Origin of the sequence: Pseudomonas sp. C11 (genome assembly GCF_034683865.1) — a bacterium.
Taxonomy (GTDB): Bacteria; Pseudomonadota; Gammaproteobacteria; order Pseudomonadales; family Pseudomonadaceae; genus Aquipseudomonas.
In genome coordinates this window covers 223181-245229 of record NZ_JAWIIP010000004.1, presented here as the reverse complement: position 1 = coordinate 245229, position 22049 = coordinate 223181, and the positions used below count along the sequence as shown (strand labels likewise).

General features: G+C 63.0%; 17 protein-coding genes and 3 tRNA genes. 17 read left to right on the top strand and 3 right to left on the bottom strand.

What is annotated here, in order from left to right:
* Positions 1-143: 143 nt before the first annotated feature.
* The 3 genes from VC352_RS09075 (at position 144) to VC352_RS09065 (ending at position 516) form a co-directional block, all read left to right on the top strand.
* Positions 144-219: transfer RNA gene (locus VC352_RS09075), tRNA-Val, on the top strand.
* A 35-nt stretch (positions 220-254) separates the two neighbouring features.
* Positions 255-331: transfer RNA gene (locus VC352_RS09070), tRNA-Asp, on the top strand.
* A 108-nt stretch (positions 332-439) separates the two neighbouring features.
* A tRNA-Asp gene (locus VC352_RS09065) sits at positions 440-516 on the top strand.
* Between the two features lie 167 nt (positions 517-683).
* Here VC352_RS09065 and VC352_RS09060 read toward each other — a convergent pair.
* Positions 684-1766, bottom strand: coding sequence for an AraC family transcriptional regulator (locus VC352_RS09060; protein WP_322979246.1), 1083 nt, complete (start codon positions 1764-1766; stop codon positions 684-686).
* Positions 1763-2800: a carbon-nitrogen hydrolase family protein gene (locus tag VC352_RS09055; protein ID WP_322979245.1), complete on the bottom strand. Its 1038-nt coding sequence runs from the start codon at positions 2798-2800 to the stop codon at positions 1763-1765. The genes VC352_RS09060 and VC352_RS09055 overlap by 4 nt, the downstream gene beginning before the upstream one ends.
* A 201-nt stretch (positions 2801-3001) precedes the next feature.
* Between VC352_RS09055 and VC352_RS09050 the strand changes: the two genes are divergently transcribed.
* The 5 genes from VC352_RS09050 (at position 3002) to VC352_RS09030 (ending at position 9195) form a co-directional block, all read left to right on the top strand.
* On the top strand, positions 3002-5035 hold the full coding sequence (locus VC352_RS09050) for an NADPH-dependent 2,4-dienoyl-CoA reductase (protein ID WP_322979244.1): 2034 nt from the start codon (positions 3002-3004) through the stop codon (positions 5033-5035).
* 62 nt (positions 5036-5097) lie between these two features.
* Positions 5098-5529 (top strand): nuclear transport factor 2 family protein, encoded by a 432-nt coding sequence (locus tag VC352_RS09045; RefSeq protein ID WP_322979243.1) that lies wholly within the window; start codon positions 5098-5100, stop codon positions 5527-5529.
* Between the two features lie 230 nt (positions 5530-5759).
* Positions 5760-7124, top strand: coding sequence for a chromosome partitioning protein ParA (locus VC352_RS09040; protein WP_322979242.1), 1365 nt, complete (start codon positions 5760-5762; stop codon positions 7122-7124).
* Positions 7125-7126: 2 nt separating this feature from the next.
* Positions 7127-8092 carry a 1-aminocyclopropane-1-carboxylate deaminase/D-cysteine desulfhydrase gene (locus tag VC352_RS09035; RefSeq protein WP_322979241.1) on the top strand — a complete coding sequence of 322 codons (966 nt, stop codon included), beginning with the start codon at positions 7127-7129 and terminating at the stop codon, positions 8090-8092.
* The gene (locus VC352_RS09030) at positions 8089-9195 is read left to right on the top strand and encodes a cyclic nucleotide-binding domain-containing protein (protein ID WP_322979240.1); all 1107 of its coding nucleotides are present in this window, start codon (positions 8089-8091) and stop codon (positions 9193-9195) included. Before VC352_RS09035 ends, VC352_RS09030 begins: the two co-directional genes overlap by 4 nt.
* A gap of 6 nt (positions 9196-9201) precedes the next feature.
* Here the strand turns inward: VC352_RS09030 and VC352_RS09025 are convergent, their stop codons facing one another.
* Positions 9202-10128, bottom strand: a complete 927-nt coding sequence (locus tag VC352_RS09025) for a DUF1853 family protein (protein ID WP_322979239.1) — start codon at positions 10126-10128, stop codon at positions 9202-9204.
* Positions 10129-10213: 85 nt separating this feature from the next.
* Between VC352_RS09025 and VC352_RS09020 the strand changes: the two genes are divergently transcribed.
* The 9 genes from VC352_RS09020 (at position 10214) to VC352_RS08980 (ending at position 22036) form a co-directional block, all read left to right on the top strand.
* On the top strand, positions 10214-11101 hold the full coding sequence (locus VC352_RS09020; RefSeq protein ID WP_106735531.1) for an NAD(+) kinase: 888 nt from the start codon (positions 10214-10216) through the stop codon (positions 11099-11101).
* Entirely contained in the window at positions 11102-12076 is a 975-nt protein-coding gene (locus VC352_RS09015; protein ID WP_322979238.1) for a metallophosphoesterase, read from the top strand.
* Entirely contained in the window at positions 12073-12933 is an 861-nt protein-coding gene (locus VC352_RS09010) for a rhomboid family intramembrane serine protease (RefSeq protein WP_322979237.1), read from the top strand. Before VC352_RS09015 ends, VC352_RS09010 begins: the two co-directional genes overlap by 4 nt.
* Before the next feature lie 89 nt (positions 12934-13022).
* Complete coding sequence (locus tag VC352_RS09005) at positions 13023-13286, top strand: YeaC family protein (protein ID WP_125880259.1); 264 nt, start codon at positions 13023-13025, stop codon at positions 13284-13286.
* The gene (locus tag VC352_RS09000; RefSeq protein ID WP_322979236.1) at positions 13286-14122 is read left to right on the top strand and encodes a DUF2797 domain-containing protein; all 837 of its coding nucleotides are present in this window, start codon (positions 13286-13288) and stop codon (positions 14120-14122) included. The genes VC352_RS09005 and VC352_RS09000 overlap by 1 nt, the downstream gene beginning before the upstream one ends.
* Before the next feature lie 55 nt (positions 14123-14177).
* Entirely contained in the window at positions 14178-16850 is a 2673-nt protein-coding gene (pepN, locus tag VC352_RS08995) for an aminopeptidase N (RefSeq protein WP_322979235.1), read from the top strand.
* A gap of 491 nt (positions 16851-17341) precedes the next feature.
* Positions 17342-19312 carry a DUF1302 domain-containing protein gene (locus VC352_RS08990; RefSeq protein WP_322979234.1) on the top strand — a complete coding sequence of 657 codons (1971 nt, stop codon included), beginning with the start codon at positions 17342-17344 and terminating at the stop codon, positions 19310-19312.
* Positions 19313-19378: 66 nt separating this feature from the next.
* The gene (locus VC352_RS08985) at positions 19379-20749 is read left to right on the top strand and encodes a DUF1329 domain-containing protein (protein ID WP_322979233.1); all 1371 of its coding nucleotides are present in this window, start codon (positions 19379-19381) and stop codon (positions 20747-20749) included.
* A gap of 195 nt (positions 20750-20944) precedes the next feature.
* Positions 20945-22036, top strand: coding sequence for a WD40/YVTN/BNR-like repeat-containing protein (locus VC352_RS08980; RefSeq protein ID WP_322979232.1), 1092 nt, complete (start codon positions 20945-20947; stop codon positions 22034-22036).
* Positions 22037-22049: the final 13 nt, after the last annotated feature.

Here is a 22049-nt window from a genome sequence, read left to right as displayed (position 1 = left end):
GGGCGCCGCTCCTACCCAATTCGCAGCGGCGACGTTTAACTGAATGGCATTAGGCGGTGACCCGTCTTTTTCAGAAAAAATTCAAGCAGGGTGTTGACTTAGCGTCGCTGCCTGCATAAAGTGCGCGCCTCGCTAAGGCACATGGGTGATTAGCTCAGCCGGGAGAGCATCTGCCTTACAAGCAGAGGGTCGGCGGTTCGATCCCGTCATCACCCACCATAGCCCTAGTGAGAAGGACGAAAGTCCACCGACGCGCAGCGGTAGTTCAGTCGGTTAGAATACCGGCCTGTCACGCCGGGGGTCGCGGGTTCGAGTCCCGTCCGCTGCGCCATTATTTCCCAGATCGACGGTTAGTCGGTTTGAGATGGCAAAGCCCGCAAGGGCGCTATCAGATGCAAGACGTTTTAGAGAGTTCTCTGGACGAAAGTCCAACCGACACGCAGCGGTAGTTCAGTCGGTTAGAATACCGGCCTGTCACGCCGGGGGTCGCGGGTTCGAGTCCCGTCCGCTGCGCCATATACGAAACCCGCTGATCGCGAGATCAGCGGGTTTTTTATTGCCTGTGACTTTTCGTCATCTTGTCTTCATTTCGCGAACGTAGCTTGCTATCGATCAGCTGAAATGACAGGAGAGCAGCAGATGGACGATTACCAGGAAGAATTGCTCGAGCGTGATGCCTTCGATCAGGACGTGACTGAAGCGGATGACGCTACTGAGCTTTGAGCAGCGCTACCGCCCCGGCGTTGGGCGCGGCGGTAGTCGCCGGGCGTTTGCCCGAGCCAGCGTTTGAAGGCGCGCTGGAACGCTTCGGCTGAGGCGAAACCGAGCAGGTAGGCGATTTCGCCGAAGGCCAGTTCAGTGTCGCGGATATAGGCCGTGGCCAGGTCGCGGCGGGTATCGTTGAGGATGGTGCGAAACTGCGTGCCTTCCTCGGCGAGCTTGCGCCTGAGCGTCCAGCTCGGCAACTGCAGGCTGCGGGCGACCTCCTGCAGATCCGGCTCGTGTCCATGCAGCAGCGGGCCGAGCAACTGGATCACCCGTTCACGCAGGCTGCGCGTGCGGGTCAACTGATCCAGCTCTCGCTCGCACAATTCCAGCAGATGCCGCCAGGTGCCCGGGCAATGTTCCGGGTTACGCAGGGCCAGGGTCTCGCTACTGAGGCGCAGGCGATTGGCGCCGGCTGCGAAGTCCACCGGGCAGCCGAAGGTGCTGGCATAACGCTCGCCATACTCGGGTGCAGGAAATTCGATCTCGACCTTCTCCGCGCTGATCGGGCGGGCTACCACCTGGCTCAGGTTGCTCTGCCAGCCAGCCAGCACCGAATCCACCACGAAGCGGTTGTAGGCGTTGTACGGGCTGATGGAATAGAAGTGCAGCCACGCACCGCGGCTGTCTTCGCTGAAGCTGGAATGGCCGCGGTAGTTGGCGGCGTAGAGCGGTTCGAAACGGGTCAGGGTGCGCGCCGCCTCGCGCAGATCCGGCGCTTGTGCGGCGCAGATGCCGGCTAGGCCGATATGCGCCAGACGGCTCAGCCTGCCCATGCTCAGGCCGAGCGCCGGCTCGCCGCTCAGGGCAATGGCGCTGTGGCCCAGGCGCATATAGCGCGGAATCGACAGGCGTGCACGGGGTTCGGCCAGGCGTTCGGCATTCAGGCCAAACTGTTGCAGCAGCGGCTGAGGGTCATGCCCGCACTCGGCGAGTGCGGCTGCCAGTGCCTGGGTGAAGCCGACAGAGAGGTCGCCGAGGCGAATGCGTGAGGCTTTCATAACCACAGATTGACCAGTTGGGCGCCACTGCGCGCGTCGCCGAACAGGGGCTGGCCAGGTTCTACCACCAGGCTGCGTGGCTGCGCCGCTTTACCCCACAGACGACCGCGCAGTTGCACGGCGATGGCCGCGCGCAGGCTGTGCTGCTGCATCTGCTGCATCTGCTGCGCGAGGCGGGTTGCCTGCTCCGGGCTCGCTTGCCTGCTGGTCGGCAGGGCCAGCAGCTCGGCCTGTTGTGCGGCCAGCAGGCGATGGTGCTCGCTGTCCTGGGCGTCCTTTCCGAGCAGAATGCCCAGCCGTCCGGCGGGTGTATCAAGCACATGCAGCTGCGAGGGCGGGGCGCCTGCGATGATCTGGTCACCTTGCGTCTGGCGTTGTGGCTGGCCGATGGGATTACCGGCGCTGTCGAAGACCAGGCTGACGTTGTACAGCGGCCCGTTGGCCACTTTCAGTTGGCCCAGCTCGACTCGGGGCTCCGGCAGCACGATGGAGCCGGCCACCAGCGTCACGCCATAGTCGCGCGCCAGGCCGCCGAACAGTTGCTGGTAGTCGCGTGCCATGGTCTTTGCCTTGGTGCGGATCATGGCGTCCTGCAGCCGTGCCTCGCCCTTGGCGGTCAGCAGCGCCTGGGTGAATGACAGCGGATTGCTCGCGGCCAGCCAGTGCAGCGCCTGCTGCCGGTCGCGGGCCTGATACAGTTCGTCCTTCTCGCCGACGGCCAGCAGCCAGGTGCCGATATGTTCGGGCAACACCACCAGGGTGCGTGCATTGAGCAGGTTCAGATCGCGAGCATGATCGAGGTAGGCCGCCAGCTTCAGGCGCAGGCGCTCGACGCTCTGGTAGTCGCTGGTGACCAGCTCGGGCTGGATGCCCAGCAGATTGCCGCGTGCGCTGGGGCGTCCCTGATCCAGGGCGACATGGCTGCGCAGGTCGGACAGGTAGCGCACTGGTTCGCGTTGCTCGCACCAGTAGGCGTAGCCACCCAGGCTGCCGAGCAGGAGGGCGATGCTGAGGTAAATGATCAGTCGTTGCATGAGGGTTGTTCTTGAAACAGGCGGTTCAGGTTAGGTCGGGTCGGGCCGCGTGCCAAGCCTTGATGTTGCTTTTGATCATTATCTTGTCAGATTCGATCATTGAGCCTGTCGTTTGGCCTCTTTATCGTCTGGCCTCATAACCGACCGCGTGCCCATGAGACCGCGGCAATCCGTGAACTGCACCGCGATGTGGAGAATTCCATGACTGCTCGTTACCCGCACCTGCTGGCCCCGCTCGATCTGGGCTTCACCACGCTGAAGAACCGCACCCTGATGGGCTCCATGCACACCGGTCTGGAAGAGAAGCCGGGCGGCTTCGAGCGCATGGCGGCCTATTTTGCCGAGCGTGCCCGTGGCGGCGTTGGCCTGATGGTCACCGGCGGCATCGGCCCGAACGAAGAGGGCGGCGTCTATTCCGGTGCGGCCAAACTGAGCACGGTGGAGGAGGCCGAGAAGCACAAGGTCGTCACCCAGGCCGTGCACGAGGCCGGTGGCAAGATCTGCATGCAGATCCTGCACGCTGGGCGCTACGCCTACAGCCCCAAGTCCGTGGCGCCGAGCGCCATCCAGGCGCCGATCAACCCGTTCAAGCCGCGTGAGCTGGACGAGGAGGGCATCGAGAAGCAGATCGCCGATTTCGTCAATTGCGCGGCGCTGGCCCAGCAGGCCGGCTACGACGGCGTCGAGGTGATGGGGTCGGAAGGTTACTTCATCAACCAGTTCCTGGTGACCCACACCAACCATCGTACCGACCGCTGGGGCGGCAGCTTCGAGAACCGCATGCGCCTGCCGGTGGAGATCGTCCGTCGCGTGCGTGAGGCAGTCGGGCCGAACTTCATCATCATTTATCGCCTGTCGATGCTCGATCTGGTCGAGGGTGGCAGCACCTGGGACGAGATCGTGCTGCTGGCCAAGGCCATCGAAAAAGCCGGCGCGACGATCATCAACACTGGCATCGGCTGGCACGAGGCGCGCATCCCGACCATCGCCACCAAGGTGCCACGCGCAGCCTTCACCAAGGTCACCGCCAAGCTCAAGGGGGAGGTATCGATCCCGCTGATCACCACCAACCGCATCAACACCCCGGAAGTGGCCGAGCAGGTGCTGGCCGAGGGCGATGCCGACATGGTGTCGATGGCGCGCCCGTTCCTCGCCGACCCGGAGTTCGTCAACAAGGCGGCCGAGGGCCGCGCGGACGAGATCAACACCTGCATCGGCTGCAACCAGGCCTGCCTGGATCACACCTTCGGCGGCAAGCTGACCAGCTGCCTGGTCAACCCGCGTGCCTGCCACGAAACCGAGCTGAACTACATCCCCACCACCACGGTGAAGAAGATCGCCGTGGTCGGTGCCGGCCCAGCCGGGTTGGCCGCATCCACCGTCGCCGCCGAGCGCGGCCACAGCGTGACCCTGTTCGATTCGGCCAGCGAGATCGGCGGCCAGTTCAACGTGGCCAAGCGCGTGCCGGGCAAGGAAGAGTTCTATGAAACCCTGCGCTACTTCAAGCGCAAGCTGGAAACCACCGGTGTCGATGTGCGCCTGAATACCCGCGTGGCGGTGGATGACCTGGTCAAGGGCGGCTTCGACGAGATCATCCTGGCCACCGGCATTGCCCCGCGTACCCCGGAGATTCCGGGTATCGAGCATGCCAAGGTGATCAGCTATCTGGATGCGATTCTCGAGCGCAAGCCGGTTGGGCAGAAGGTGGCGGTGATCGGCGCTGGCGGTATCGGCTTCGATGTATCGGAGTTCATCACTCACCAGGGCAAGGCCACCAGTCTCGACCGTGAGGCGTTCTGGCAGGAATGGGGCATCGACACGGCGCTTGAAGCGCGTGGTGGCGTGGCTGGCATCGAGGCGCATCCGCACCCGGCAGCGCGCGACGTGTTCCTGCTGCAGCGCAAGAAGACCAAGGTCGGCGACGGCCTGGGCAAGACCACCGGCTGGATTCACCGCACTGGCTTGAAGAACAAGAACGTGCAAATGCTCAATTCGGTCGAGTACGTGAAGATCGACGATGCCGGCCTGCATATCCGCATCGCTGGCGGCGAAGAGCAGGTGCTGCCGGTCGATACGGTGATCGTCTGCGCAGGCCAGGATCCGCTGCGTGAGCTGCAGCAAGGACTGGAGAACGCCGGTCAGCGCGTGCACCTGGTCGGCGGTGCGGATGTCGCCGCCGAACTGGATGCCAAGCGGGCGATCAACCAGGGCTCGCGTCTGGCGGCTGAACTGTAACGACAACGCCCCGCCTTGTGCGGGGCGTGTTCTATGTGGCTGACAATAACAAGGAGAAGCCCATGTCCCTCAACGCGCAATTGCAACCCGCCGCCGCAGCCAGCCTCGAACGCTGGCACCAGTTCATCGCCGCCAAGGATCTCAGCGCCTTGCCCGAGTTGCTGCATCCGCAGGCGGTGTTCCGCTCACCCATGGCATACAGCCCGTACCCGGGTGCGCAGGCGGTCAATCTGATCCTCAATACCGTGCTTCAGGTATTCGAGGAATTTGCCTATCGCCGCGAGCTGGCCACGGCTGATGGCCTCAATGTGGTGCTGGAGTTCTCCGCCCGCGTGGGCGAGCGCGAGCTGAAGGGCATCGACATGATCCGTTTCGATGAGGCGGGGCGCATCGTCGAGTTCGAGGTGATGGTGCGGCCGATGAGTGGGCTGCAGGCCCTGGGCGCGGAGATGGCGCAACGCCTGGCGCCGTTTCTGAAGGCGGCCAAGGGCTGAGGGACGTCCCTGGCCGCCACTCTGCATCGCGGATTCATCACAGTTTTGCGCCGCCGTCGGTCAATCTTCGCCAGCGCGCCGAGTTCGTGCTAACCGAGTCACATTGCCGCGGTTGCGTTTTCCCCTAGACTTGCCCCATCACTCAAGGACGACGTCTGCGCCAGAGCCCATGCTGCCCTGGCGCATGGCGCCGTGCGCGCATATTTCCCGGTTGGGTCAGAGGGTCATCGATGAGCATGCAGAACAAGCCGCAGATGGTGGAAGCCGTGATGTTCTTCAGCGATCGCGGCATCTGCAAGCAGATGCTCTACCCGGAGTTCGAGGCTTTGCTCGATGGCGTGGTGAACATGCCCGAGTTCGCCGACGAGCAGATGCGTGTGGTCTATGCGGTCATCAACCCGCGCCTGATGGTCAAGGCGGCGGTGTTCTTCTATCTCGACTTCGACGAGGACGGCCGTCCGGATCGCGGTTGGAACCTGCCGCTGCAGCACCTGGCCGACCGCTCCGGGCGCGGACCTGACATGGGCGCCGGGCCGATTCGCCTGGCGTGCCGCAGTCAGTGCCCGGTGTCCTGGCATCAGATGCATCTGTGGGATCCCAGCCTGGCGCCGGGGCAGAACGACCTGGTGCTGCTGCGCGATGCGGTCAAGCGCAATCAGCTTGGCCTGCTGGTCGAGGAGGATGCGCCCGCAGTGGCCCCCGAGCGTTTGCAGGTCGCCTCCGAAGACAAGTGGTATGCGGCCGATCCGGCCAAGGAAGTGGCCGAGCAACTGGCCAAGAAGATGGATCAGGAGCACCGCGCCAAGACCGCGCAACTGATCAAGCAGCAGCGCTTACGCATCGCCAGCCTGGCCCAGCAGCACGAAGAGGAACTGGCCAAGTTCAAGCTGGCCGCCGAGGAGCAGGCCGCACGGCTGCGGGCGCAACTGCAGGGCATGCAGCAGGCACTGCGGCAGCAGGAGGAACTCAACGCCAGCCTCAAGGCGCAACTGGCGGCGCAGGCCGATAGCTATCAGCGCAGTCGGGAGGAACTGGCCCAGCAACTGCAGGCGGTGCAGCGCCATGGGCGTACCGAGAGCGATATCCTGAGGGCCCAGTTCGAGGCCGAGCTGCAGGCCAAGGTGGCGGCGGCGGTGGCCGATTACCGCGAGCAGGTGTCGGTGCGCGATGTCGAGCTGGCCTATTGCAGCGAACTCGAAGCGCAGTTGCAGGCGCAAATCACGCGCCTGCAAGCCGAGCGTGACAGCCTCGCCGGTCAGAGCGGGGATCAGGTGCTGGAGCGTTTGGCCCGGCTGGGCGTGGTGTTCGTGGTTTATCATCCGGGCGCCGGGCACCTGACCATCGCCCTGCAGGATGTCGCCCGCTACCAGGACAACCCCATGGCCTATGCTGCCGCCAAATGCTTCGTTTCCGAAGACCAGTATCGTCGCTGGCTCGATCACTATCAGCAGCCCAGCTGCGATGCCGCGCTGGCCAGTGGTGAGCGCTGTGCGATTCCCATCGACCGGGTGGATACGCCCAGCCGTTTCGTGGTCGGCGAATCCAATTGCTGCTCCCGGCACAGGGCCAGCAGCCGACTGCGTACCGTCAGCTGATCTTGGTGCTCTCGCTACCTGACTGGCAGCCCCACGCGCCGCTGCAACGCATCCGTCTCGATTGGCTCGATGCCGCTGGCATCGAATTGGCCTGTCTGCGCCTGGATCTGATCGATCCGCTGATCAGCGGCAACAAGTGGTTCAAGCTCGAACTGCAATTGCGCGAGGCCAGCGCCGCTGGCGCGCTGGGCGTGATCAGCCTGGGTGGCGCGCATTCCAATCATTTGCATGCCCTGGCGGCGGCGGGCCGGCGTTTCGGTTTTGCCACAGTCGGTCTGCTGCGTGGTGATGCGCAGGCCACGCCGACCGTGCGTGACCTGCAGGCCTTCGGCATGCGCCTGCACTGGCTTAGCCACGGCGATTACCGCAAGCGCCATGACGCCGATTTCTGGGCGCCATGGCTGGCGCGTTATCCGCGCTATCAGGCGGTTAACGAGGGTGGGCTGGGGCTCGCCGGCGCCGAGGGGTGCCGGCAACTGGTGGCGATGGCCGAGGCCCAGCTCGCCGATCTCGGATGGCCGGATTTCCAGGGTTGGTGGCTGGCCGCCGGTACCGGTACCACGCTGGCCGGCTTGGTGCTGGCCGAGCAGGGCCGGCGACCGGTGCATGGCGCGCTGGCGGTGCCGGCCTCCTACGGTGTGCCCGAACAGGTTCGTACTCTGCTGCAGGCCGCCGGGCAGGATGACCTGGGCTACCGTTTACTGGAGGCGGCGCGTGGCGGCTTTGCGCGGGTCGACGAGGAACTCGTGGCCTTTATCGTCGCGACCGAGCGCGCTGGCGGCCTGCCGTTGGAGCCGCTCTATACCGGCAAGGCACTGCTGGCATTGCGGCAGCAGGTGCAGGCCGGTTACTTTGCTCGCGGCAGCCGCCTGATCTTCGTCCATACCGGTGGTTTGCAAGGGCGACGGGCATCGCTTGCCCCGCGCGCTGACTACACTGAAATCCAGAGACTGGATGCCATCACATGACTGACCCGCTCACCCCCGAACAACTGCGCAGCCTGACGCCGCTCAACGTACTCTCCGAGCTGCAGTGGCGTGAATTGCGCGGCCAGCTCGTGCCGCAGCCCCTGCTGGCCGGGCAGTTGCTGTTTCGGCGGGGCGATCAGGCGCGCATGACTTATTACCTGTTGGCCGGTGAGCTGTCGCTGCAGGGCGATGGCCTGCCGCAGCATCTGGTGGCGGGCAGTGCTGCCAGTTGCCACCCCATTTCGCCCAGCCTGCCCCGTCTGCATGAGGCCATGGCCATCACCGATGCCAGCGTGCTGGCCATCGACAGTGTCGTGCTCAACCGCATGCTGACCTGGCGCCTGAGCTATCAGGATCTGCTGTTGGCGCTGGAGCAGGGCGGTGAAGAGGTCGAATGGCTAGAGCAACTGCTGGAAAATCCGCTGTTCGCCAAGGTGCCGCCGGCCAATATCCAGGCCATGCTGGCCCGCCTGCAGCGCCTGGAGCTACCCGCCGGCAGTCAGGTGCTGGCCGAGGGTGAGGCGGGGGATTGCTGCTTTTTCCTGCGCAGTGGTCGTGCCGAGGTGATGCGTGGCGCCGGCAGCGAGAGCCAGGTGCTGGCCGAGCTGGAAGTGGGTGCCTGCTTCGGTGAAGAAGCGCTGCTGTCGGATCGTCCGCGCAACGCAACGGTGACCATGATCGAAGAGGGCAGCGTGCTGCGCCTCGATCGCCAGGACTTCTTCGCCCTGCTCAAGGCGCCGGTGGTGGCCGAGGTGTCACTGGGGGAAGCCTCGCGGCTGCTCAGCCAGGGCGGGCAGTGGCTGGATGTGCGCCTGCAGGAAGAATACGAGCGGGCGCATGCCCTGGAGTCGTTGCACATGCCGTTGCAACTGCTGCGCCTGAAAGCCCGTCTGCTGGATCGCTCGCGTACCTACCTGTGCTACTGCGACAGCGGCAAACGCAGCGCCAGTGCGGTGTTCCTGCTGACGCAGCTCGGCTACAGCGCTTACGCATTGCGTGACGGGCTCGATGCGCTGCCCGCGGTACAGCGCGATGCGCTGCTCTGCGAGAGTGGCGCGGGCTATCTGGCGCGCTCCGGTGGGCGTACCGAGCGCAGCCGCTAAGCTGGATCAGGCCGCTGGCCAGTTATCGCTGAGCAGAAATACCCGTTCCATCTCCTGCCAGGCGCCTGCCTGATCCTCTTCCAGGCGCACCAGCAGGTGCGCGCCGGCCTGTGCCGGTAGCGTGTCCAGCCATGGCTGAAAAGTCTCGCCTGACCAGCGCTCGCTGGCGTTCACCCGTGCAGGCGCCAGCCAGGCCAGCCTGGGTAGCGGTTGCCAGCAGGCATCAGGATGATGCGCCGTGAAGGTGGCCCAATTGCGCCGATGCAGCCACTGGCCGCGCAGGTGCTCGGGATTGGCGCCGTGCGGCGGTGTGCAGCCTTGCGGCCAGGGTTGGAACAGGTAGCCACCCAGCCAGAAGGCCGCTGTCGTTGCGTTCATCTGCACATCGTGCAAAACGCTGCGCGCCTCGCGCCGTGAGGACAGCGGAAGCTGGTGCTGGGCCAGGTGAGTGAGCTTGAGATCGAGACGGTCGTGGCTACCGGGGCCGAGCCAGCGCGCTGCATCGCCACCGTTGCCATCGCTGGGGCCGAGGTAGAACTTCACCGCCAGCTCCAGGTGGTGCTCGCCTTCGTCATCGCGCAGCAACAGATCCAGCTCGCCCAGCGTCTGCCCGTTCTGGCGAATCGGCAGGTTGGCGGCAACGACGTCTACGTCGGGCGCGGCGTGCAGGGCGAATTGCCAGAGCCGCTCGTAATACAGGCCGAGGCGATGCACCGGCTTGTGCGCCAGCCAGGCCAGCAGCTCGTCGGGCGCGCGATCTTGCTTGTGCAGCCAGTCGAGCAGGCGTTCGGGCTCACGGTGCCAGCGGCTGGCCTGCAGTGGATGGCGCTGCGGTCTGGCAGTCTGGCCCAGCAAGGGCGGCGACAGCAGCGTCCAGGCCAGATCGCGCACGGCAGGCGTGTGCAGCGCTTGCAACAAGGAGGTGGCTATCATGGGCCCGAGCATAGCGCGGTTTGCTGCGGCCCAGAGCTTTGGCCGATAATCCCTGTTCGTTTCTTATCTGTCTGGCGGGAGTCCCATGGAGCAATTTCGCAATGTCGGCATCATCGGGCGCCTGGGTAGCACGCGGGTGCTGGAAACCGTGCGGCGGCTCAAGCGCTTTCTGATCGACCGCCATCTGCATGTGATCCTCGAAGACACCATCGCCGACCTGCTGCCCGGCCACGGCCTGCAGACTTCGTCGCGCAAGATGCTCGGCGAGGTCTGCGATTTGGTGATCGTCGTCGGTGGCGATGGCAGCATGCTCGGTGCAGCGCGCGCTCTGGCGCGGCACAAGGTGCCGGTGCTGGGGATCAACCGTGGCAGCCTGGGCTTTCTCACCGACATCCGCCCCGACGAGCTTGAACTCAAGGTAGCGCAGGTGCTCGAAGGGCAATACCTGACCGAAAATCGCTTCCTGCTCGAGGCCGAAGTGCGCCGCCAGGGCGAGGCCATCGGCCAGGGCGATGCGCTCAATGATGTAGTCCTGCACCCCGGCAAGTCGACGCGGATGATCGAGTTCGAGCTGTACATCGATGGCCAGTTCGTCTGCAGCCAGAAGGCCGACGGCCTGATCGTCGCCACGCCCACCGGCTCGACCGCCTACGCGCTGTCCGCTGGCGGGCCGATCATGCATCCCAAGCTCGATGCCATCGTGGTGGTGCCGATGTACCCGCACACTCTGTCCAGCCGGCCCATCGTGGTCGACGGCAACAGCGAGCTGAAGGTGGTGGTGTCGGCGGACATGACCATCTACCCGCAGGTGTCCTGCGATGGTCAGAACCATTTCACCTGCGCGCCGGGCGACACCCTGCACGTGGCCAAGAAGGCGCAGAAGTTGCGCCTGATCCATCCGCTGGATCACAACTACTACGAGGTCTGCCGCACCAAGCTGGGTTGGGGCAGCCGCCTGGGAGGGCAGGACTGAATGTCCCTCGACCCCCATCGTGGCTATGACCTGATCGGTGATATCCACGGTTGTGCGCGCACCCTCGAACGCCTGCTCGAACGCCTGGGTTACAGCCGGCAGAGCGGAGTATGGCGCCATCCGACGCGCATGGTGATCTTCCTCGGTGACCTGGTCGACCGCGGCCCCGGCATTCGCGAATCCCTGCACCTAGTGCACGATATGGTCAGCGCCGGCCAGGCGCTGTGCATCATGGGCAACCACGAATTCAACGCCCTCGGCTGGAGCACGCCGGCGCCGCCAGGTAGCGGGCGCCAATACGTGCGCGATCACAGCCCACGCCACCAGCGCCTGATGCGCGAGACATTGGCGCAGTTCGAGGCTTATCCGCAGGAGTGGCGCGAATTCCTGCGCTGGTTTTACGAGATGCCGCTGTTCCTCGATGCCGGGCGCTTCCGCGTCGTGCATGCCTGCTGGGATGCCGAGTTGATCCGGCCGTTGCAGGCGCAATTCCCCGATGGCTGCATCGACGAGCATTTCCTGCAGGCCTCCGCCGTGCCCGGCAGCTTTGCCAACATGGCGCTGGATCGCCTGCTGCGCGGCACCGACATGCGCCTGCCGCACGGCCTGACCCTGACCAGTGGTGACGGTTTCACCCGTTCCTATTTCCGCACCAAGTTCTGGGAAGAAGATCCGCAGACCTATGGCGATATCGTCTTCCAGCCCGATGCTCTGCCGGAGCTTGCCGCGCAGACGCCGCTCACCGAACTGCAGAAGGACGAGTTGCTGCGCTATGGCGCACACGAGCCGCTGCTGTTCGTCGGTCACTACTGGCGCCGTGGTAAACCCGCGCCGATTCGCCCCAATCTGGCCTGTCTGGACTACAGCGCGGTGATCGGCGGCAGGCTGGTGGCTTACCGCCTGGATCAGGAAACGCGCCTGGATGCGGCTAAATTCGTCTGGGTCGACGTCGACCCGCAGGAGGCGCCGCGATGACGGCTGTGGTTGTACTACGGGCACCGCTGGATACCGATCTGAGTGGATTCGTCGCGCTGCTGCAGCGTTTGCGTGTGCCGCATCGGGTGGCGGAAGAGAGCGGCGAGCAAGTGTTGTGGGTGCCCGGCGAAGAGCTCGCCGTGCAGGTGCGCGAACTCTATGCCCGTCACCCGCAGGGCGACGCGGGTGCAGAAGTGCCGGTAAATCTTGCACCTGCGCGGGAGGGCTTTTTCACCCAATTGCGTCGCAGTCCTGTCACGGCGTTGGTGCTACTGGCGACTTTTATCGTCTTCGCCGTGACCCTGGCCGGCGAAAACCACGCTGCCATTCGTTGGCTCAGCTTCGTCGACTACCGTATCGATGGCGGCAACATCTACCTCAATTACCTGGATGCCACGCTGCAAAGCGGCCAGTGGTGGCGCCTGATCACGCCGATGCTGATCCATTTTGGCTGGCTGCACCTGGCGATGAACAGTCTGTGGTACTGGGAACTGGGCCGGCGTATCGAGTTTCGCCAGGGCGCCGTTGGCCTTCTGGGGCTGACCCTGCTGTTCGGCCTGGCGTCGAACTTCGCCCAGTACTGGTGGGCTGGCCCGTCGTTGTTCGGTGGCCTGTCTGGCGTGCTCTACGGCCTGCTCGGGCATTGCTGGATCTACCAGCGCCTGGCGCCTAACGCTGCGTATCGTCTGCCGCCCGGCGTGCTGGTGATGATGCTGATCTGGCTGGTGGTCTGCATGACTGGCATCTTCGAAACGCTGGGTGTGGGTGCCATTGCCAACGGCGCGCATGTCGGCGGGTTGCTCACCGGCTGCCTGACCGGCCTGCTTGGCGGTATGCTGGCCCGACGTAGCGCTTGATCCGACTTTAGACCTGTAGGGCGGGTGCAACCCGCCAGCTCGGTGTTTCGGCGGGTTTCACCCGCCCCACGATTTATCTGGAGACCTGTATGTCGTCCTTTCTCGATGCGATTGAAAACATCACCCCGGAAATCTACGAGAGCCTCAAGCTGGCCGTGGAAATCGGCAAATGGCCCGATGGCCGCAAGCTGACGCAGGAGCAGAAGGAGCTGAGCCTGCAAGCGATGATCGCCTGGGAAATGCAGAACCTGCCCGAGGAAGAGCGCACTGGCTACATGGGCGAGCAAGCGTGCAAGTCCAAGTCCGAGCCGGTACCCAACCTGCTGTTCAGCTCTTCGGACACCCTGCACTGATGATCGAGTTAGGACGTGGCTCGCTGAGCAAGATGGCGGCGCGCTTGGAGGCGCCGGTACAGTACGCCTTCCGCCTGGGCGACGAAGAGGTGCCGGTCAATCCGCTGGTGGGCAAGAGCCTGCGCCTGGAATACCTCGGCGCCATTCACTGCAGCCATTGCGGGCGCAAGACCAAGACCAGTTTCAGCCAGGGCTACTGCTACCCCTGCATGCAGAAGCTGGCGCAATGCGACGTCTGCATCATGAGCCCGGAGAAGTGTCACTACGACGCCGGCACCTGCCGCGAACCGAACTGGGGCGAGCAGTTCTGCATGACCGACCATATCGTCTACCTGGCCAATTCCAGTGGCGTGAAGGTCGGCATCACCCGCGCCACTCAGGTGCCGACGCGCTGGATCGATCAGGGCGCGACCCAGGCCCTGCCCATCCTACGTGTGGCTAACCGGCAGCAGTCCGGCTTCGTCGAGGATCTGCTGCGCACTCAGGTGGCGGACAAGACCAACTGGCGTGCGTTGCTCAAGGGCGATGCCGCGCCGGTCGACCTGCTGGCGATTCGCGAGCAGTTGTTCGATAGCTGCGGCGCGGGCATCAGCGAGCTGCAGCAGCGCTTCGGTCTGCAGGCCATTCAGCCGCTTTCCGCCGCCGAGGTGCTGGAAATCCGCTACCCCATCGAGGGCTACCCGGCCAAGATCACCAGCTTCAATCTGGACAAACAGCCCCTGGCCGAAGGTACTCTGCTCGGTATCAAGGGCCAGTACCTGATGTTCGACACCGGCGTGATCAATATCCGCAAGTACACCGCCTACCAGTTGGCCATCCACGAGATCGCCGCCTGACCACCACTTGCAGCTTGCGGCTTGAAGCTTGCAGCTGCCTCGAAGAGGCTTCGCCATGCGCACCGAACAATCCAAGACCATCTACCTGAAGGACTATCAGGTTCCCGATTACCTGATCGACGAAACCCACCTGACCTTCGAGCTGTTCGAGGATCACAGTCTGGTGCATGCGCAGCTCGTCATGCGCCGCAACCCGGAAGCCGGCGCCGGTCTGTCGGAAGCCCGCATGCCGCCGCTGGTGCTCGATGGCCAACAGCTCGAGCTGTTGCACCTCAAGCTCGACGACCGCGAGCTGGGTGAGGGTGATTACAGCCTGACGGACAGCCACCTGACCCTGCAGCCGACGCAAGACAGCTTTGTAGTCGACAGCACGGTACGCATCCACCCGGAGAGCAACACCGCACTGGAGGGGCTGTACAAGTCCAGCGGCATGTTCTGCACCCAGTGCGAGGCCGAGGGCTTCCGCAAGATCACTTTCTACCTTGACCGCCCGGACGTGATGAGCAAGTTCACCACCACGGTCAGCGCCGAGCAGCATGCCTACCCGGTGCTCTTGTCCAACGGCAACCCGATTGCCAGCGGCAGCGAAGAGGGCGGTCGTCATTGGGCGACCTGGGAAGACCCGTTCAAGAAGCCGGCCTATCTGTTCGCCCTGGTCGCTGGCGATCTCTGGTGCGTCGAGGACAGCTTCACCACTATGAGCAATCGCGAAGTGGCGCTGCGCATCTACGTCGAGCCGGAGAACATCGACAAGGTGCAGCACGCCATGGATAGCCTCAAACGTTCGATGAAGTGGGACGAGGAGGTTTACGGCCGCGAGTATGACCTGGACATCTTCATGATCGTTGCGGTCAACGACTTCAACATGGGCGCCATGGAGAACAAGGGCCTCAACATCTTCAACTCCAGTTGCGTGCTGGCCAAGGCCGAGACGGCTACTGACGCCGCCCATCAGCGCGTCGAAGCGGTGGTGGCGCACGAGTACTTCCACAACTGGTCGGGCAACCGCGTGACCTGCCGTGACTGGTTCCAGCTGTCGCTCAAGGAAGGCTTCACCGTATTCCGTGACAGCGAGTTCTCCGCCGATACCCACTCGCGCACGGTCAAACGCATCGAGGACGTGGCCTACCTGCGCACTCACCAGTTCGCCGAGGATGCCGGCCCCATGGCCCACCCGGTGCGCCCGGATGCGTACATGGAAATCTCCAACTTCTACACCCTGACCATCTACGAGAAGGGTGCCGAAGTGCTGCGCATGATTCACACCCTGCTTGGCCCGGAGCTGTTCCGCAAGGGCTCGGATCTGTACTTCGAGCGCCACGACGGCCAGGCCGTGACCTGCGATGACTTCGTCAAGGCCATGGAGGATGCCAGTGGCATCGATCTGACCCAGTTCAAGCGTTGGTACACCCAGGCTGGCACGCCGCGCCTGGTGGTCAGCGATGCTTATGATGCCGCTGCGCAGACCTACAGCCTGACCTTCCGCCAGAGCTGCCCGGCGACGCCAGGGCAGAGCGAGAAGCTGCCGTTCGTGATCCCGGTATCGCTCGGCCTGCTCGATACTCAGGGCAATGAGCTGCCGCTGCGCCTGCAAGGCGAGAGCGATGCGCAAGGTACCAGCCGCGTACTGTCGGTCACCGAAGCCGAGCAGACCTTCACCTTCGAAGGCATCGCCGCACAACCGCTGCCGTCGCTGCTGCGCGGCTTCAGCGCGCCGGTCAAGCTGAGCTTCCCCTACAGCCGCGATCAGCTGATGTTCCTCATGCAGCACGACAGCGACGGTTTCAACCGCTGGGAGGCCGGCCAGCAGTTGTCCGTGCAGGTATTGCAGGAACTGATCGGCCAGTACCAGCGTGGTGAGGAGATGGTGCTCGATCAGCGCCTGGTCACCGCGCTACGCACCCTGCTGGAAGACGATTCGCTGGATCAGGCGATGGTCGCCGAGATGCTGTCGCTGCCGGGCGAAGCCTATCTCACCGAAATCAGCGAAGTGGCCGATGTAGAGGCCATCCACGCCGCGCGCGAGTTCGCCCGCCTGCAACTGGCGGATGCGCTCTATGCACAGTTGCTCAAGCGTTATCAGGCCAACCGCGAAATCTCCAAAACCACGCCATATGTGGCCGAGGCTGCGCACTTCGCCCGTCGCAGTTTGCAGAACATCGCACTGTCCTACCTGATGCTCAGCGAGAAGCCTGAAGTGCTGGCGGCCTGCGTCGAGCAGTTCGATAGCGCTGACAACATGACCGAGCGTCTGACCGCGCTGGCGGTGCTGGTTAACTCACCGTTCGAGGTCGAGCGCAGCCAGGCGCTGGCGAGCTTCGCCGAGTTCTTCAAGGACAACGCGCTGGTCATGGATCAGTGGTTCAGCGTGCAGGCGTCCAGCACCCTGTCGGGCGGCCTGGCCCGCGTACAGGCGCTGATGCAGCATGAAGCCTTCACCCTGAAGAACCCGAACAAGGTGCGCGCGCTGATCGGCGCCTTCGCCAACCAGAACCTGATCAACTTCCATCAGGCCGATGGATCGGGCTATCGCTTCCTGGCTGACCAGGTGATCACCCTCAACGCGCTCAATCCGCAGATCGCTTCGCGCCTGCTGGCGCCGCTGACGCGCTGGCGCAAGTATGCACCGGCTCGCCAGGCACTGATGAAGGCCGAGCTGGAGCGCATCCTCGCCTCTGGTGAGCTGTCCAGCGATGTCTACGAAGTGGTGAGCAAGAGCCTCGCCTGATTTGTCAGCCGCTACCCCGCGCTGCAATTCGAAAAAGTGTTACCGGTCTCTAGCTGGTAACACTTTTTTGTTACCTAATCGAATAAGCTCACGGGCGAAATACGTCCTGCTCGCTTAAGGTTGGGGGCTGGCGCTTGACCAACGCCGCTTCTCGTGACTGCGAATCGCGCTAAAGCATGATGAGGAGGGGAAAGGCTGTCGGATCGTCGGACAATAATCGGCGTCTCGACAGAAAAAACTGGCTGATTGGTCAGTGAATGATCAGTCACACCTGTCGTTGATGCGGACAGGCTCTGGCATGCGTCCTGGCGCTAATACGAACGTTTGATTTGGCATCATGGTTGCAGCGTCAGCGACGCTTGGTTCGAGTGGCCTTCGAGGGCTGACGGACAAATAACAATGAATCGGATCGATCAAGCCGCCGCAGTGCGGTCCAAAGCGCCCACTGATCATGGGCCCACAAAAAGAACTACCCGCGGAGTAATGTCTCGATGGAAATCACCACCCGTAAACCCATTTTGCGTTTCGCGCCGGCCAAGGCCGGCTTCGCTTTCGCTGGTGTGCTGCCGCTGTTGGTGGCCGTCCAGGCGCAGGCTGTGGAATTCAGCTTCGCCGACAACGAAGTGACCGGCTCCATCGATACCACGGTTTCCTACGGCCAGCTGTGGCGCGTCCAGGGCCAGGACAAGACCAACGACGACATCAACACCAATGACGGTAACCGTAACTTCGATACCGGCCTGGTTTCCGAAGTGTTCAAGGTGACTTCCGATCTGGAAATGTCCTACCAGAACTACGGCATGTTCGTTCGTGGCACGGCGTTCTATGACACCCAGATCATGGACAAGCGCAACGACTACTATGATGCAAACTCCCCGGCCCAGCCGAGCCAGAGTTACCCGCGCGATAGCAGCTTCACCTATGAAACCCGCCACAAGGCAGGTCGTGACGCGCAGATTCTCGATGCCTATGTTTACGGCAACTGGGATGTCGCCGAGATGCCGGTCACTGGTCGCCTGGGTCGTCAGGTGTTCAACTGGGGTGAAGGCCTGTTCTATCGCGGTGGCGTCAACACCACCAACCCGGTGGACGCCGCCAAGTTCCGCCTGCCGGGCTCGGAAGTGAAGGAAGTGCTGGTGCCGGTTGAGGCGCTGAGCTTCAACATCGGCCTGACCGACAACCTGTCGATGGAGACTTTCTACCAGTTCAACTGGAAGGAGTCGGCTATCGATCCGTCTGGCACTTATTTTTCGGAGACGGATCTGTTTGCCGATGGTGGCAATACGGCATATAGCACCAACCCTAGGCTGGGTAGCACGGCCTTCCGTACCAATTACGCTGGGCTGAGTGCTGGGCGCATTGGCGGCCTTCAAGGCACCAGTTACTTGGATAGCAATGGCGTGTTCAAAGTGGCGAATATTGGATCGGATCTCAACGCCAAGAATGATGGCCAGTTCGGTGTTGCGTTTCGCTACATCGCCGAAGAGCTGAACTCCACCGAGTTCGGCTTTTATTTCGTGAACTATCATGCCAAAGAGCCCAGCATTTATGCGGATCTTGAGGGTTTCGATGGCTTGGATCTGGACGCGATTGCTACAGCGGCTACTTCGGGGGCGATAAGCAGCTATGCCAACCTTGTTGCCGCTGCCAATGGTGGCGTTCCTGGAACAGCTGACGCGCTTGCACTCGTCAATGGTGCTGCCACCGTCGACGTAGCCAGCCAAGTCAACGCTCGCCGCGAGTACGCCGAAGACATCCGCATGTACGGTATGAGCTTCAACACCACCGTGGGCAATGCCTCGGTATTCGGTGAGCTGTCCTATCGCCCCAATCTGCCGATCGGCATCGCAGCTACCAACGACCTGCTGGGTGATCTGTTGACCCAGGCTCCGCAGCTGGCAAACGGCCAGGTCGTCAATATCGGTGGTCAGCAGGTGCAGCTGGGCGACCAGATCCATAACTACAAGCGTGTAGAGGCCTTCAATACCTCGCTGGGTACCATCTACAACTTTGGCCCGACCATGAGCTTCGACTCGTTGTTCGGTATTGCCGAACTGGCCTCCGAGCACCTGCGCGGCGACAGCCTGCAGTACAGCTCGCCGACCGGTAACCGCTACTTCGCTGGTCGTGGTAATGGCTCCTACATCTCTGGCTACGATCGCGACGATCAGGTCAACAAGAACGCCTACGGCTACACCCTGATGATGTCGGGTACCTGGAACGACGTATACGCTGGGGTCAATCTGTCGCCGTTTGCCGTGTTCAAGCATGACTTCGAGGGTAACTCGCATCAGACCGGCAACTTCGTCGAAGGCCGCAAGGCCTACACCCTGGGCCTGCGTGCCAGCTACCTGAGCAGCCTGGAAGCCGAGATTCAGTACACCGAGTTCTATGGCGCCGGCCAGAACAACGCGATGCGTGACCGCGACAACATCGGCGTCAACGTCAAGTACTCCTTCTAAGCCCTATAAACAGAAAAGGGCCGGGCGCCAGGTGCGCCCGGCTGCAATCCCTCACGGAGAAATACCATGCTGATCAAGCGCAGGCTCATGGCTGTAGCCGTTGCCCTGGCATTTTCTGCCGGTAGCGCAATGGCTGCCGTTTCCTCTCAGGATGCGGCCAAACTCGGCACTACCCTGACTCCTTTCGGTGCCGAAAAAGCCGGCAATGCCGCTGGCACCATCCCGGAATGGACTGGCGGTATCACCCAGGCCCCGGCTGGCTATCAAGGTTCGGGTCATCACCATGTCGACCCGTTCCCGCAAGACAAGCCGCTGTTCACCATCACCGCGGCCAACCTGAGCCAGTACGAGGCCAACCTGACTCCGGGCCAGATCGCCCTGTTCAAGGCCTATCCGGACACCTACCAGATGCCGGTCTACCAGACCCGTCGCTCCGGTTCCGCGCCGCAGTGGGTCTATGACAACACCATCAAGAACGCGACCACGGCCAAGCTGGTCGATGGTGGCAACGGCTTCACCGATGCCTATGGCGGCATCCCGTTCCCGATCCCGCAGAGCGGTGTCGAGGCGCTGTGGAACCACATCGCGCGTTACCGTGGTACCTACGTGGTGCGTCGCGCTTCGGAAGTCGCGGTACAGCGCAATGGTGCCTACACCCTGGTGACCTCGCAGCAGGAAGCGCTGTTCAAGTACTACGTGCAGAACGGCTCGTTCGCTGGCCTGAACAACATCATGTTCTACTACCTGTCCTTCACCACCAGCCCGGCACGTCTGGCCGGTGGTGCGGTGCTGGTGCACGAGACCCTGGATCAGGTCAAGGAGCCGCGTCAGGCCTGGGGTTACAACGCCGGTCAGCGCCGCGTACGTCGTGCCCCGAACCTGGCCTACGACACCCCGATCGCTGCCGCCGACGGCCTGCGTACCGCCGACGACACCGACATGTTCAACGGCGCGCCGGATCGTTATGACTGGAAGTTGGTGGGCAAGAAAGAAATCTACATCCCGTACAACAACTACAAGGTCACCAGCCCCGAGGTTAAGTACAAGGATCTGCTGCAGGTTGGCCATATCAACCCGGCATACACCCGCAACGAACTGCACCGCGTCTGGGTCGTCGAGGGCACGCTGAAATCCGGCGCTCGCCACATCTACTCCAAGCGCACCCTGTTCCTCGACGAGGACAGCTGGCAAGCCGCTGTGGTCGATCAGTACGACGGCCGTGGTGAGCTGTGGCGCGTATCCATCGCCTACCTGAAGAACTACTACGACCTGCCGACCACCTGGACGGCGCTCGACGTGTTCCACGATCTGCAGGCGCGTCGCTACCACGTGCAGAACCTCGACAACGAGGAGAACAGCACCATCGACTTCAGCCAGCCGATTCCGGACGACGGTTACTTCAAACCGGCCGCCCTGCGTCGCCGTGGTACACGCTGATTGCGATGTAGTTAAAGGAAAAGGCCGCTACAGTAGTAGCGGCCTTTTCGTATCAGCCTGACGAATAGCGCTCAATCACGCGGGTTTGCCTTAACAAAACATAACGTCGCACCGATTGTCAGGGCTTTCCGAAGCTCGCTAGGATGGGCTGTCTGTCAACTGACAGTACCGCCTATAACAAAAAGGGGGAAATCTATGAGTGAGCCCGTCATGCGGCGCACCCCATGCAGCCGTGCGTCCAATCAGGAACGCCAGCTGACGCTCCGTTTTCATTCGCCGCTGACCCGAGCGCTCTCGCTGTGCGGTGTGATGTCCTTGCTGGCCCTTGGTGCCATGCCGTTGCACGCAGAAACCTCCGCTGCACCTTCCGTATTCGCCATCGAGTCGCCCAAGGCGCTGCACAGCCTGCTGCTCGATGTGGTCAACACCGGCAAACGGCTCGTCGCTGTTGGCGACCGTGGCCATATCCTCTATTCGGATGATCTGGGGCAGAACTGGGTTCAGGCCAAGGTGCCGACCCGGCAGATGCTCACCGCCCTGTACTTCGTCGATGATCAGCACGGCTGGGCCGTCGGTCACGATGCGCAGATTCTTGCGACCACCGATGGTGGTCAAACCTGGACCAAGCAATTCGAGGATCTGGAGCGCGAAGCGCCATTACTCGACGTCTGGTTCAAGGATCTGCAGACCGGCTTCGCGGTCGGCGCCTATGGTGCGCTTTTGCAAACCCTCGACGGCGGCAAGAGCTGGGAAGACATCAGTGATCGCCTGGACAACGAGGACGCTTACCATCTCAACGCCATCGCGGCGGTCAAGGACAGTGGGTTGTTCGTGGTCGGCGAGATGGGCGTGATGTTCCGCTCGGCTGACTGGGGAGAGACCTGGGAACGCATCGAGGAGCCACCCTACGAGGGATCGCTGTTCGGTGTCATGGGCACTGATCAGCCGGCTACCTTGCTGGCTTATGGCCTGCGTGGTCACCTGTTCCGCTCCACCGATTTCGGTGATAGCTGGCAGCAGATTCCCCTGCAAAGAGCCGGTAACGGCCCGCTGGAGTTCGGCCTGTCCGGCGGTGCGCGCCTGGCCGATGGCTCACTGGTGATCGTCGGCAATGGCGGCAGCGTGCTGCGCAGCGACGATGGTGGACGCAGCTTCAGTCTGTTCAATCGTCCGGATCGTCAGTCCCTGGCCGCCGTGGCAGCCGGTGACAAGGGTCAGTTGGTGCTGGTGGGGCAGGGCGGTGTACGCCTGGCTACCGCAGCGGGTGCCGATCTGGCCGCACAATAACAAGGGGTAGCGT

Coding starts and splice junctions, on each gene's coding strand:
- VC352_RS09060 (WP_322979246.1), bottom strand. CDS start 1,766: ATGAAAGCCTCACGCATTCGCCTCGGCGACCTCTCTGTCGGCTTCACC.
- VC352_RS09055 (WP_322979245.1), bottom strand. CDS start 2,800: ATGCAACGACTGATCATTTACCTCAGCATCGCCCTCCTGCTCGGCAGC.
- VC352_RS09050 (WP_322979244.1), top strand. CDS start 3,002: ATGACTGCTCGTTACCCGCACCTGCTGGCCCCGCTCGATCTGGGCTTC.
- VC352_RS09045 (WP_322979243.1), top strand. CDS start 5,098: ATGTCCCTCAACGCGCAATTGCAACCCGCCGCCGCAGCCAGCCTCGAA.
- VC352_RS09040 (WP_322979242.1), top strand. CDS start 5,760: ATGAGCATGCAGAACAAGCCGCAGATGGTGGAAGCCGTGATGTTCTTC.
- VC352_RS09030 (WP_322979240.1), top strand. CDS start 8,089: ATGACTGACCCGCTCACCCCCGAACAACTGCGCAGCCTGACGCCGCTC.
- VC352_RS09025 (WP_322979239.1), bottom strand. CDS start 10,128: ATGATAGCCACCTCCTTGTTGCAAGCGCTGCACACGCCTGCCGTGCGC.
- VC352_RS09020 (WP_106735531.1), top strand. CDS start 10,214: ATGGAGCAATTTCGCAATGTCGGCATCATCGGGCGCCTGGGTAGCACG.
- VC352_RS09015 (WP_322979238.1), top strand. CDS start 11,102: ATGTCCCTCGACCCCCATCGTGGCTATGACCTGATCGGTGATATCCAC.
- VC352_RS09010 (WP_322979237.1), top strand. CDS start 12,073: ATGACGGCTGTGGTTGTACTACGGGCACCGCTGGATACCGATCTGAGT.
- VC352_RS09005 (WP_125880259.1), top strand. CDS start 13,023: ATGTCGTCCTTTCTCGATGCGATTGAAAACATCACCCCGGAAATCTAC.
- VC352_RS09000 (WP_322979236.1), top strand. CDS start 13,286: ATGATCGAGTTAGGACGTGGCTCGCTGAGCAAGATGGCGGCGCGCTTG.
- pepN (WP_322979235.1), top strand. CDS start 14,178: ATGCGCACCGAACAATCCAAGACCATCTACCTGAAGGACTATCAGGTT.
- VC352_RS08990 (WP_322979234.1), top strand. CDS start 17,342: ATGGAAATCACCACCCGTAAACCCATTTTGCGTTTCGCGCCGGCCAAG.
- VC352_RS08985 (WP_322979233.1), top strand. CDS start 19,379: ATGCTGATCAAGCGCAGGCTCATGGCTGTAGCCGTTGCCCTGGCATTT.
- VC352_RS08980 (WP_322979232.1), top strand. CDS start 20,945: ATGAGTGAGCCCGTCATGCGGCGCACCCCATGCAGCCGTGCGTCCAAT.